This is a genomic window from Methanofollis aquaemaris, from assembly GCF_017357525.1.
In the GTDB taxonomy this organism is placed as follows: Archaea; Halobacteriota; Methanomicrobia; order Methanomicrobiales; family Methanofollaceae; genus Methanofollis; species Methanofollis aquaemaris.
Genome location: NZ_CP036172.1, coordinates 993,432 through 1,005,554, shown reverse-complemented (window position 1 = coordinate 1,005,554; position 12,123 = coordinate 993,432). Strand labels below are relative to the sequence as shown.

At 61.6% G+C, this 12,123-nt stretch carries 9 protein-coding genes; 4 read left to right on the top strand and 5 right to left on the bottom strand.

The features are described from left to right. Window positions 1-102: 102 nt before the first annotated feature. From RJ40_RS04940 to RJ40_RS04925, 4 genes are all read left to right on the top strand, one after another. Window positions 103-372, top strand: coding sequence for a glutaredoxin family protein (locus RJ40_RS04940; protein WP_265582244.1), 270 nt, complete (start codon window positions 103-105; stop codon window positions 370-372). A gap of 2 nt (window positions 373-374) precedes the next feature. Beyond that, complete coding sequence (nrdD, locus tag RJ40_RS04935; RefSeq protein ID WP_265582243.1) at window positions 375-2,534, top strand: anaerobic ribonucleoside-triphosphate reductase; 2,160 nt, start codon at window positions 375-377, stop codon at window positions 2,532-2,534. Between the two features lie 3 nt (window positions 2,535-2,537). Next, the gene (locus tag RJ40_RS04930) at window positions 2,538-3,572 is read left to right on the top strand and encodes a DUF1786 domain-containing protein (RefSeq protein WP_265582242.1); all 1,035 of its coding nucleotides are present in this window, start codon (window positions 2,538-2,540) and stop codon (window positions 3,570-3,572) included. A 433-nt stretch (window positions 3,573-4,005) separates the two neighbouring features. Beyond that, window positions 4,006-4,788 carry a response regulator gene (locus RJ40_RS04925; RefSeq protein WP_265582241.1) on the top strand — a complete coding sequence of 261 codons (783 nt, stop codon included), beginning with the start codon at window positions 4,006-4,008 and terminating at the stop codon, window positions 4,786-4,788. Here RJ40_RS04925 and RJ40_RS04920 read toward each other — a convergent pair. The 5 genes from RJ40_RS04920 to RJ40_RS04900 all read right to left on the bottom strand — a co-directional run bounded on the left by RJ40_RS04920 (window position 4,757) and on the right by RJ40_RS04900 (window position 11,939). Continuing rightward, the gene (locus tag RJ40_RS04920) at window positions 4,757-5,299 is read right to left on the bottom strand and encodes a hypothetical protein (RefSeq protein ID WP_265582240.1); all 543 of its coding nucleotides are present in this window, start codon (window positions 5,297-5,299) and stop codon (window positions 4,757-4,759) included. The two genes, RJ40_RS04925 and RJ40_RS04920, sit on opposite strands and share 32 nt — an antisense overlap. Window positions 5,300-5,327: 28 nt before the next feature. Further along, window positions 5,328-6,740 carry a hypothetical protein gene (locus tag RJ40_RS04915; protein WP_265582239.1) on the bottom strand — a complete coding sequence of 471 codons (1,413 nt, stop codon included), beginning with the start codon at window positions 6,738-6,740 and terminating at the stop codon, window positions 5,328-5,330. After that, entirely contained in the window at window positions 6,737-9,910 is a 3,174-nt protein-coding gene (locus tag RJ40_RS04910; RefSeq protein ID WP_265582238.1) for a tubulin-like doman-containing protein, read from the bottom strand. Before RJ40_RS04910 ends, RJ40_RS04915 begins: the two co-directional genes overlap by 4 nt. Next, entirely contained in the window at window positions 9,907-10,641 is a 735-nt protein-coding gene (locus tag RJ40_RS04905) for a hypothetical protein (protein WP_265582237.1), read from the bottom strand. The genes RJ40_RS04910 and RJ40_RS04905 overlap by 4 nt, the downstream gene beginning before the upstream one ends. 254 nt (window positions 10,642-10,895) lie before the next feature. After that, complete coding sequence (locus RJ40_RS04900) at window positions 10,896-11,939, bottom strand: phosphatase PAP2 family protein (protein WP_265582236.1); 1,044 nt, start codon at window positions 11,937-11,939, stop codon at window positions 10,896-10,898. Window positions 11,940-12,123: the final 184 nt, after the last annotated feature.

Genomic DNA, 12,123 nt, shown 5'->3' with positions numbered 1-12,123 from the left:
ATTGAAGGTCTTCCGTGCTGATGGGATCAATCCATATGGGATCATCCCGATACTATACGGGCTGAACTGATCACTTTAGAGGATCGTGGGAGAGTATTTTCCATGGCTGGATATCCGCAATTTACTGTTTATACCCTTGAATTCTGTCCGAACTGCGACCTCCTCAAGGCATACCTCGCCGAGAAAGGCTACCCCTATGAGGAGCAGGATATGTCATCCGCCGAGTCACTGACCGAAATGCGGGTGAATGGCGTCTTTGTCAACGAAGCCCCGGTGCTCAGGCTCGGGGACGATTTTTACACCTCCTCAGATCTCTTCGAGGACGGACATGTGCGCGGCGAACTCGTCGACGGTCTTGCCTCGGGTGAGTGACGGTGGACCGGCAGAGCAAACAGGCGACGCTTGACGGTGTCTTCGTCCCGCCCCTCCCGAAGGTCCGCTCCACCGAGGGGCATATCTTCGAGTGGGACCGCGCCAAGATCGTCGCTCAGATCGAGAAAGAAACCCGGCTTGTCGAGCACTTTTACGGGTATGCGCCGGCGACGAAGGAGCAGGCCGAGGAGATTGGACGGATCGTCGAAGAACGGATCCGGAACCTGGACCTGCATTTCCTCTCCGGGGCGCTGATCCGCGAGATCGTCAACATGGTCTTCCTGGAGAAGGGGATGGTGGAGTACAGGAATGTCTGCACCAGGGTCGGCACCCCGGTCTACGACGCCCACCTCATCGACGTCGGCCGCGGCTTCGAAGCCCACGACAACGCCAACCTCCAGGAGAACGCCGAGACCTCGCATAAGAAAAAGGCCGACAAGATCTCCAAGGAGCAGTACCTCCTCCAACTCCCGCCCGAACTTGCCGACCGCCACCTGGCCGGCGACCTTCATATCCATGACCTGGAATACTTTGGCTCTCGCCCCTTCTGCCAGGACTGGGATCTCCGCTACTTCTTCTACTACGGGCTGATGCCCGACGGCAACGGGACCAAGGCCTCGGTTGCCGGTCCAGCCAGGCGCGCCGAGGTCGCGGTTCTCCATGCGGTCAAGGCACTCGGAAGCGCTCAGACCAACTTTGCGGGTGGGCAGGGCTACTACAACTTCCTCACCTTCATGGCCCCGTACTTCGAGGGGATGGAGTACGGCGAGATGAAGCAGTTGATGCAGATGTTCGTCTACGAGATGACCCAGATGATGGTCGCCCGCGGCGGACAACTCGTCTTCTCGTCGGTCCAGCTCTCGCCGGGTGTCCCAAGCCTCTGGTGGGACAAACCCTGCGTCTACAAGGGCAAGGTCTGGGACGGCCGACAGGCGCCTCTCCGGACCTACGGCGAGTTCGAGCGCGAGGTCCGCCTCCTCTTCAAGGCGATGATGGAGGTGATGCTCGAGGGCGACTACTGGGGCAAGCCCTTCTCTTTCCCGAAGCCCGAGATCTCCATCGAGCCCGACTTCATGGTCGAAGACGAGGTGTTCAACCGTACTCATCCCGACCTCCCGACCTACCAGGATCTCTATCTTCTCACCTTCGAACTTGCCTCCAAGTTCGGGACACCCTACTACGACAACCAGCTCCCGCCGTACCGCGGGGCCGGGAAGGGGATCTCGTGCTACCAGTGTTGCGCTTACCAGTTCTCCTCCACCTACGAGAAGGACGATCACTTCGAGGAGAAACTCTCCTTCAAGGACGGGTCGCACTTCTCGATGGGCTCCTGGGAGGTCGTCTCGGTCAACTGTCCGCGGGCCGCCTTCAAGGCCGAAGGCGAGGACGAACGTCTCTTCGCCGAACTCCGCGCTCTGATGGACGTGGCCGTCGAGGTCTTCAAGGTCAAACGGCGGTGGATGGAGACGATCCGGACGAACGGCCGGATGCCCTTTGCGATGCAGCGGCCGAAAGACCCGCAGACCGGTGAGCGCGGGGCGGTGGCCGTCGACCTCGAGAGTCTGGTCTACACCATCGGGGTCGTGGGGGTGAACGAGATGGTTCAGCACCATACCGGCCACCAGATCCACGAGTCGAAGGGGGCCTTCAAGATGGCGGTGCGGGCGATGACCGAGATGGAACTCTATGCCCGGACGCTCTCCGAGAAGAACGGGATGACCATCGCCCTGGCACGGACGCCGGCCGAGACGACCGGACAACGCTTTGCGGTCGCGGACATGCTCGACGACCAGTTCAGGGAGGCGGCGCTCGGCGTGATGCAGGGCGACACCGAGACGGCGGTCGCCGACTGCGGGACGACACGGGACCTCCCGGTCTACTACACCAACGGCACCCATGTCTCGCCAGGGGCCGACGTCCCCCTCACCAGGCGGATGGAGGTGGAGCACGTCTTCTTCCCGATCGTCGACGGCGGCAACATCTTCCATATCTGGCTCGGCGAGGCGCGGCCGGACCCGCGGGGGCTGTACGATATGGCGATGAACCTCTGCCGGAAGACGCAGATCGGCTACTTCGCCTTCACCCGCGACCTGACCGTCTCCCTGAAACGGTTCAAGGAATATCACGGCGATCCGCAGGTCAGGGGAAAACTGGAGGCGTGATCGATGGTTGATAGGAGGATCCTTGCCATCGATGTCGGACGGGGGACACAGGACGTCCTCCTGTACGACCCCGAGGTGCCGGTCGAGAACTCGGTCAAATTGGTCCTCCCGTCCCCGACGGTCGTCGTCGGCAATGCCGTGCGCGAGGCCGCCCGGTCGGGCCGCCCCATTCATCTGGAGGGTGCGTGTATGGGCGGGGGCGGGAGCGTGCTCGCAGTGCGGGAGGCCGCCCTGGCCGCGGGCGTCAGGGTGACGGCCACGCCCGAGGCCGCCCTGACGGTCCACGACGACCCGGCACGGGTGGCGGCCTTCGGAGTGGAGGTCGCCGACGAGGCGCCTGCCGATGCCGTGACGGTGCGGACCGGGGACTATATGGTCCACGAGTTGCAGACCGCCCTTGCGCTCTTTGGCGTCCCGTATCCCGAACGGGTGGCAATCGCCGTCCAGGACCACGGGTTCTCCCCGAAGGTCTCCAACCGGATCTTCCGGTTCTCGGTCTTCCAGAAACTCCTGGAAGAAGGGGACTGGGATCTCTTCGCCCTTGCCCCCGACCCGCCGTACCCTCCGATGAGCAGGATGCAGGCCGTACTCTCGGGGGCGCCCGACGCCCTGGTCACCGACACCGGACCGGTGGCGGCGATCGGCGCCCTCCTCGACCCCTGGGTTGCGGCGCAGGCGAACGCCGACGGCGTGACCCTGGTCAATGTCGGCAACGGCCACACCCTGGCCTTCACGCTACGGGGCACCGAGGTGCTGGGACTCTTCGAGCATCACACCTCCTCTCTCGACCCCGCACGACTCAATCGTTTCCTCGGAAAACTGCAGGATGGCACCCTCACCAACGAGGAGGTCTTCGAGGATGGCGGGCATGGTGCGGCGGTGAGGGAGGCGATCGGCGAGACACCGATCGCGGTCACCGGTCCGAACCGCGCCCGTCTCCTCCCTGACGCCTACCAGGCGGCGCCCTTCGGGGACATGATGCTCACCGGGTGCTTTGGTCTCCTCGAAGTATGGCGGAGACGCCGGGGCAAGATCTGAGATCTTCTGGCCGGGTAAAATTTCTCTTCAGGAGTGTGAATTCGGGGCTGACCTGATCCCGCCCCCGGCGCGATTTGATAGGGGGAAGGCAGGCAAACGAAGGGCCGCCCTCATCGCAGAATCTTCACCGCTTTCTTACGGCGGGGGGCCGTGCCCCCCGGACCCTCCACGACGAAGATAGCCAGGGGGTGGCGATTGAATATTATCCTCCCAGGTGCCTTGTTGCGAGGAGAGGGAACTATCCATACCTCGAAACCCTACTCAGAACAATTTTCAATCGCGTATGCTTGAGCCCAAGGTTCATGCCGAATTCAACAAAGCCAGAATTGCAACAAAGTCCATTCTATCATTTTTTACGCGTCAGAAGTACGCAAGACATATATATTATCTCACAAATATGGTAGCATGCCCTTTTCATGGGGGATCATGTGATATGGTGCCTGATAAAAAGCCCGATGTCCTTATCGTCGAAGACGATGCCGAACTCGCCGAACGTACCGGGGAGATGCTCGTCAGCCTCGGCTATAGAGTGACCGGGATTGTCGCCACCCCCGTGAAAGCCTTCAAGCAGGTGGTGGAGAGGGCTCCTGGTCTGGTGCTGATGAATATCGATCTCAGGACGACCTTCGACGGGATCGATGCCGCAGCCTACATCTTCCACTGCCTGAACACGCCGGTGGCCTTCCTGACGGCACATGCCGACCCCGACATCCTGGGACGGGCCAGAAAAGCGGAGCCCATCGGGTACCTCACCAGGCCCTTCACCGCAGAGTCCCTCGGTGCTGCGCTCGAAGTGGCGTATCGCACCTTCCTGCTGAACAACCCGGGTGTCGAAGAGAGGCGCACCGCCCTCCTCTCGATGATGGCCCATGACGACGCCTATCTCCTCGCGGGGAAGGACGGCGGGATCATCTTCATGAACTGGTTTGCCTGCCGCCTCACCGGTTGGGGATATGAAGAGGCCTTCCTCAGACCCCTGCCGGCCGTCCTGGTGATGAAAGAGCGTTCATCCCCGGTCAGGTTTGGCAGGATGACGCTCCTCAACGACATCCATACCGCCGCCCTCCTCGATCAACCCTATGTGGTCCAGATCACCGCCAGGGACGGGCGGACCAGAACCGCCAGGCTTCGGGTGGACGTCATCGCCGCCAGGGAAGGGACCGAGGTCGGGCACATGGTCAGGCTCAAGGAGATCCTGGGGATGGCTGTGGGGTAAGCGGTGTCTCTGTCTCGACGACGATCTCGGCGATCATCTCGTGGAACCTGATCTCGACGGTGTAGACCCCTGCGGCAAAGACTTCAAGATTTCCTTTCTCATTCCGACTGTATCCTCCCTTTTCCCCCGCAGGTGTGCCGTATCCATCTTCTCCGACGACGGTGCCCTCCTCGTCGACGACCCTGACCACGAACCAGGAGTCGAGTGAGGGAACGCGGTCCGAACCCTCCTCGATCAGCCGCGGGGTGACCGAGTACCTGATCGTCAGCGGCGGTGCTGTCGCATTCACCGGGACGACGAAGGTCTGGTTCTCGTACCCCGCGGAGGCATAGCGAAAGATCTCCTGTGTGCCGGCAGGGGTGTAGGTGCTCTCCGGTGTGGGCACCGTGGGTGTTATTTCTCCGTTCCTCTCCGGCGGGAAGAGAGGGAACGGCTGCTGGACTGCAAGGGCACCGACGAGGAGGAGCACCCCGACGAGGAGGACGACAATATTCTCAACCTTCTCTCCCATTGTCTCTCCTCACGCTCTGACGAACATTTCAGAACCCGAACCTGACAAGTTCGTCGATCCTCCAGGGATAGAGTTGTCTGAGTGTATCTTCCCGGCCATTGCCCTCTCCCGCCCCGGCCGGTTTGAGCGTTGCATCGGTGCTGACCGCAAGGAAATAGACCGGGACCGAGAGGGCGCGGTTGTGGATCTCATTGAAGGTGCTGATCTGGATGAGTTGCTGATAGATCTCGCGTTCTATCCGCTCCGCTCCTTCTGATGTCTCGTCGATCTCTGCAAGATCCCGTATCCTGTCGGTCTTCGTGACGACAAAACCGTAGACCCGATCGTCACCCAGGCTCTCCATCACCCGCGAGTATTGCCCGAAGAGATGGGTCAGCGCCCTGCGCCCTTCCTGGTGAAAGTGTACGATATGATCGCCGTCGATGAGGAAGAGCACCTTCCCGGCCTTTTCCAGGTGCCGGTGGATGCAGACGGGAACGAGGACGTCCATCTCCCCGGCGATCGCCCCGGCGTGGTGTTCTTTGAGGTGTTTCAGGTACTCGAAACTGCCGATCTTCGCCTCGACCAGGCGCGGCTCGGCCCCGACCGCTGCGGCGACCCTCTTGAGGGCATCGGCATATGCCGTCCCGGAGAGCGGCGCCGCGTACTTCCCGGCATAGTCGACGAAGGCGACCCTGACCGGCGCGATCTCGAACCTCTGTCCAGAAAGGCGATAGACCGCAAGGCCAGTCTCCTCTGTCGGAGGAGGGAGTATTCCCTCTTCCAGACCTGAGAGGAGATCTTCAATTCGCATTTTTTCTTCGTCCTCCGCGAGGATCACCTCCTCTCTCCGCCCTGAGAACTCCCTGACGATATGGCTGTACATCGCGAGGAGAAGGAGAGTCTTTCCAGATCCCTTCGGTCCCAGGATGAAGGTCTCCGACCTCCTGACCCTGCGGACGGCCCAGAGGGCCAGGAAAGTGAGGGCGATGATGACGGCCAACCCTCCCGCCAGGGAGAGAACGGGTGCGGAGACGAGCAGGATGATGATGACGGCCGCCATGGTGACCGAGAAGAGTTTGACGACGAAACGACTGGCCCATGAGAGGATGTCGGAGCGGTTCTTCCAGAAGGTGCCGAGGGCGACGGCCGCTCCGGCACCCAGGCCGCCGAGGAGGGCAGTGAACCCGGGCTGGGGCGAATTGAGGAAGGAGAAGAAGAAGAGAGGTACGGTGAAAGCGAGTAGCGCCACCCCCCCCGACCTCGTCCGTTCTTCCACCAGCAGACCCAGTGCGCCGGGAACCAGAAAGCCCAGACAGAACATCGCCGGCGACCCGGACCAGGGTGGTATCGGCCCGGAGATGACCTGCGGTGTGGTTCTGAGCAGCACCACCGAGAGGGCGAAGGCCAGCACGACGACGACGCCCTCTCTCAGCAGCCTTTCCCGGTTGCGCACTCTCATCTGGGCAGTGCCTCCCGGATCCCCTTGACCGTGTAGAGTTCCAGGATCACATCAGAGATATTGGTCCCTTTTTTCTCCAGGTTCGAGAGCTGTCCCGCCTCTTTGAGATCGAGCAACCGTTCTCTGGTGATATATTTGCCCTCATGCATCAGGAGGACATGATGGAGGATATTGTCCCGATTCTTCTCATATATCTCCCAGTATCCGCCCCCGGCGATGAGCGGCGAGATATTGTCGAGGAACGAGGCGGAGGCGACGAAGGTGAGGGCGATCTCCCAGGGCCTGGTGTGGTTGTGCGTGACCAGACGGGAATCGTTGATGTTCCTGAGCGCGAGGGTCTCGTTGACCTCGCGGGTCATCAGATCCCCCACCCGTGCGCTTGCGATGGTCCGTGCAATGTAGTCAGAGGGTGAAGCGACGATCAGACCGACCTTCCCGAAGTTCCACCGCTCGGTCGCGCTGATCGGGACCATCAGGTTGTGGATGCCGAGTTTGTAGTTGTCGATGAGATGTTTGTACGTCCCGGTGATCTCGGCCACCAGTTTGTCCAGTTCTTTGCGGCCGTTGTCTTCCCAGTCCAGGTCCCACAGTGAGGAGTCGTCATGGATGAGCGAGAGGATCCTGGGGTTGATGTCCCCGAATTTTGTCATATACAACCCCTTCCTTGTGTGTTTCCCGTAGGTCTTCTCCTCGTTGATCCTGACGATGGTATCCGAGAAGGTCCGGTAGTGCCGGTTGATCTCCCGCCTCTGCGGGAAGGTTCTGTCGGTCACCTCTTCGGTCTCTTCGAGGGCATGGACCATCTCCTGTTTCTCCCTGGTCTGCCTGCCGAGTTTCGAATACTCCTCTTCGTGTGCGGTGTACTTCTCGGTGAACCCTTCCTGTCTGAGGGCCGCTCCGTTGAGGCGGTCCCTGAGGGCCGCCCTGATTGTTCCCCGCTCACCGGCCTCGAAGAGGGCCTCGACTCCCTCCGGGTCGTCGAGAGGAAGGTGGGCGAAGAGGGTCTCGGTGATCTTTCTTCTCAGTTCCTCGGCCCGCCGCTGCAGACCCGCGACGATGAAGTCCTCGGGGAACCTGAGTTCGAAGGACGGATCGATCTGGAGGTTCCAGTACCTCGCGTTCGCCTTGATGAACTCCTCCTTCTCTCTTCTGAGCGCCTCGAATTTTTTCCGTTCCCGTGCAGGTTTTTTGTTGATGAACCCGACAACCTTTGAGCCGATGCCCCCGGCGTCGATCCGCGCAACCCGCATCTCATAATAGTGATACAGGGCGATCGCCTCGACGAGGTCGGCCAGGCTGTCAAGACCTTCGCCGCTCTCATGGGACAACGCCGTGATCTCCTGCTGGACCTCGGCGACCCCGGCGGCCCTGAGCCACGCCTCTTTGTCCCCGGCCTTGACCTTTTTTTTCTGGAGGGCCTCGATACTCCTGTTGATCGACTCCTGCAACCCCTTCTCCGGCCCCTCGATTGCCCTGGCCTTCTCTTTCAGGGTGACGAACTGGTCGAGCATGATGTCCACGTCCGAGAGAGTGCGCTCGACCGACCGGTCGATCTCCTCCTTCTGGGCCTCCATTCGATCGAGGTCGCCCTTCTTCTCCGCCAGGGCCGTCTCAAGGAGGTGGGCCTCGTCCAGAACTTCTTTTCGTCTGCCGACCACCTCCCGCACAAACGGCGCGACTTCCTCTCTCCCTTTGAGAGTCTCCATCAGGGCGGCATGCATCGCCTCGTCGTCGATGGCGGCGATCCGCCTGAAGAGCCTGGCCGTGGTCTCAAGGGCATGAAACGACTCGGGAAGACTTCGGAAGAGTTTCCGGTCAAGGTCGTCCTTGAGTTCGTCCTCCTTCACCGCCTGGGCAAAGGTCCTGACCCGTGCGAGAAAAGCGACGAGGTCGTCGTAGGTCCTGACCATGTCGGGACGGAGTTCCGGCGGGACATTGTTCTCGATGAAGAACTCGACGGCGATGCCGGTCTGGTAGTCGAGGAGCCTGCCGATCTCATTCCTCCAGACCTTCTCGATGGTCCCGAACTCCTTTTTGATATAGTCGAAGTCGCTCCTCGTCGGCGGAACCACTGCAGTCAACCCGTTCTCGTCCAGGAGGTCGCCGACCGCCTGGTTGAGGTGTTTTCTGCTGGCGGTGATCTCCTCCAGTTCCTCGATGACCACCTCGTACTCCTCCTTGAGGCGCCGCAACTCCTCGACCGGATAGGAAATGACATGGGCGTCGGCGATGATGAACGAGGCGTACGGTTTTTTTGCGTCTCCGATATTGATGTCGCCCTTCTCTAGGTGGAGGAAGTTGGTGAAGATGTACGGGAAGACAGCGTCGAACTCGTGCACCTCCTCCCGTGCCTCCTCACCTTTTTTGTACCCGGTCGGGCCGAGCGGAGTGAGGACGATGTAGTTGAAGAGTCGTTCGTTCTGGTTGAGATATTCCAGTTCGGTCAGGGCGACGGCGGCGTTGAGTTGTTCCTTCTCCCCTTCCATGGTGGTCGGGAGGACGATATACAGCCAGACCTGGGCGGTCTCGCCCCGTTGTCCCCTGATATACCGGGCGAGATCGATGAACATCCCCGAACCTGTCCCCCCGCCGAGCCCGACGACGATGACCGTCGTCCCCATCGTCGAGAACATGGGGAACCCGCTTGCTTGTCCCTCGTTGATCACCTTATACAGGATCGCCTTGGAGATCGCCCGCCGCCTGTGCACCCCGCCGCCGAAGTCGTCGGTGACGAAGGGGTCGATGGTCCTGAGTTCGTCGAAGTGCAGGCCCTCTTCCGAGGGGTCGTTCAGCCACCAGACCGCGGTGCCGGGTTCGGATTTGGTTCCTTTGATCTTCTCGGCGATGTCCAGACCGGCGAGGTCGGAGACCTGGCTGATGTTCGCGAGGTTGGGGAGGTACAGGGCGTCGTACTCGATATTGCCCCGGCCACCCAGGGTGTCGACGGTCTCAAGCACCCTCTCCCGCATGGCTTCGTCCTGAAACCGCTCGTTGGCGTCGGTGTCCATCGTATAGATGCTCAGGTGTCGGCCTGTCCTGGAGTAGTAGTTCAGGAACCATTCCTGTCTGCAGATCTCGCCGACCAGTTTTTTCCCGCACCCGCCGAGTCCGCAGATCGTCAGGTCTATCGGGAGCTGGAGGGCGGTTCCGGCCTCTCTTTCACGCTTCATTCTTCACTCACCTCAGATTCTCGTCCGCCGATCCTGATCCCGACGATCAGGGCTGCGATTGCGGCGAGGACGATGCCCGCGACCGCCCAGAGGGTCGGGACTGTCGATTCTTTTGAGAGTTCGTGGTCGGCAAGGGCGTTCGCCTCCCCGACAAGTCCTTTGTCAAAGAGGTCCTGGAGGTATGCGTCCATGAAGGGATCCGATATGCCTCTCAGTTTCTCGTTGAACTCCTCGATGGCCTCGACCCTGAGAGCGAAGACCCGCGTGTCGCTCTCGGCCAGACGGTTGCCTTCGTCGTCGGTGAACCTCACCCGGTAGTAGGCGTAGCCGCTCAGCCTGGGGTCATAGGTGGTGAGGGTGACCGCCCCGCACTGCCGCACATCCGCGGCTCTGGGGGTCTGGCCGGTGACGGCGATCTTCAGCGGGCTGTTCGCCGCGGGGAGGGGGACGATGAACGGTGTGCTGTTGGAGACGGTCTCTGTTCCTTCAAGCGAGAAGAGAGGCGTGCCCTCCTCAGGGACGAGATCGGTCTCAAGTACCAGGTCGTCGGCGGCAGGCGGGAGGCCGGTGAGGATGAGCGTGAACGCCACACCTTCCCCTTCGGCGACCTCGCCGGGCAGGTCACCCTCCACGCCGACCTGCAGTCCGGCCCCCCATGCCGGGACGAGGACAAGAAAAATGAGCATACACCAGCAGATGAGGCGGGTGCCGCGCTGAGTGAGGGGTGTCATCCGGTTAACCCCATGGATCTGGAACATAGCTCTGGGATGGCGCTACCAAATTAAATAATTTCTATATATCTGGATCTATTGTTTCGGTCGAAATACAAATTCATCTCCGGGACGGAGAGGGGATCCGGTGGATCGAAACGCCTATTGTCTGAATATTCCCCGAGAGTGTCCTGAAATTTCTTTTTCTGTGAGGTCTGGGAAGAGGAGAGAAGGTGCGGCACCGTCCGGGAGAAATCCTGGATGGCGTTGTCACTTTATCTCTGTTCCTCTTTCGCTCCGAGGAGCCCGGCCCTGGCAAAGAGCCGCGGAGCCCCCCCGGTCATCCAGAACCCGAGGGCCGCTGGGTGCAGCAGATCGAGGAGCCAGGTCGGCGCACCGCCCATCCATCCGAAGGCGAGGTCGAGGGCCACCCAGATGAGGGCGGCGAGGAATGTCCCGAGGAGATAGCGGGTAGTCCGCACCCGGAGACTGCCGCCGGCGTCGAAGTCGGTGCCGGTCCAGGCGGCCCCGGCACCGATCCCGAAGAGGGTGCCGGCCGCAAAGAGGGCCGGGGTCATGGAGTAGGGATCGATGGCGAGCGCCGCTGGGAGGCCTGAGGTTGCCGTCGCCGTCTCGACCCACGCGGCAGGGAGCGGTGCCTGGAGGTAGAGGACGGCCACCGCCGCGGGGACGACCAGGGCGGCCGCCCCGATGAGGAGAGCCGCGATCTTTCTGGGCCAGGGGACACCTTTCGCCCATGCCGATGCCGGCCTCTCCAGCCAGAGAAAACCGACGAGGAGGACAGCCCCGATCGCCCAACCGGCCAGGACATCTCTGAAAAAGTGGACGCCGAGGACGACCCGCGAGAGCCCGGTGAGGAGGACGAGCACCGTCGCCCCGGCCACGGCCCACCGCTTCCACCCGGTCCAGGCAGCCAGGAGTCCCCAGAAGGGGACGGCGTTCTGGGCATGCCCTGAAGGCATCGAGAAGGAGGGGTGGACGGCAAGCGGATGCACCGCGGTGCTCACCCAGTACGGACGCGGGGTGGCGAGGAGAAGTTTCGCACCGGTGTTGACTCCGACCGAGATCGCTAGGAGGAGACCGAGCCGCAGCCCCAGGCGGGGGCTGACGCACCAGTAGACGAGGGGGAGAAGGAGGAGAAAGAACGCCGCCGCCCCGGTGAAGGAGACCACCGTCCAGAATGGTGCAGCCCATCCGAGATATCCCTGGGCGTCGAGGACGATCCCGGTCTCTGCCGGCAGAGCACCAATCATTGCTCCGGGTTTTGCGGCGAGGAGTGATATGAGTTGTCCCTGCATTGAGGATGGGTGGGGGGCGACAGTGTTCTCTGTCAGGATCTGTCGCTCTGCCTTCCTGCCCTAATCACAACGGAGGGATCAGATGGTGCGGAGTCTGTCGATGCGAGGATAACAGGGGTCCGGGGGCAGGGCCCCCGGCGAGAAGTTGAGGGAAGGCGGGGGAGGCGCGCTCACACCAGGAATT

Excerpts from the sequence above, each read along its gene's own strand:
- RJ40_RS04940 (WP_265582244.1), top strand. The coding sequence starts at position 103 with ATGGCTGGATATCCGCAATTTACTGTTTATACCCTTGAATTCTGTCCG.
- RJ40_RS04930 (WP_265582242.1), top strand. The coding sequence starts at position 2,538 with ATGGTTGATAGGAGGATCCTTGCCATCGATGTCGGACGGGGGACACAG.
- RJ40_RS04925 (WP_265582241.1), top strand. The coding sequence starts at position 4,006 with ATGGTGCCTGATAAAAAGCCCGATGTCCTTATCGTCGAAGACGATGCC.
- RJ40_RS04920 (WP_265582240.1), bottom strand. The coding sequence starts at position 5,299 with ATGGGAGAGAAGGTTGAGAATATTGTCGTCCTCCTCGTCGGGGTGCTC.
- RJ40_RS04915 (WP_265582239.1), bottom strand. The coding sequence starts at position 6,740 with ATGAGAGTGCGCAACCGGGAAAGGCTGCTGAGAGAGGGCGTCGTCGTC.
- RJ40_RS04910 (WP_265582238.1), bottom strand. The coding sequence starts at position 9,910 with ATGAAGCGTGAAAGAGAGGCCGGAACCGCCCTCCAGCTCCCGATAGAC.
- RJ40_RS04905 (WP_265582237.1), bottom strand. The coding sequence starts at position 10,641 with ATGACACCCCTCACTCAGCGCGGCACCCGCCTCATCTGCTGGTGTATG.
- RJ40_RS04900 (WP_265582236.1), bottom strand. The coding sequence starts at position 11,939 with ATGCAGGGACAACTCATATCACTCCTCGCCGCAAAACCCGGAGCAATG.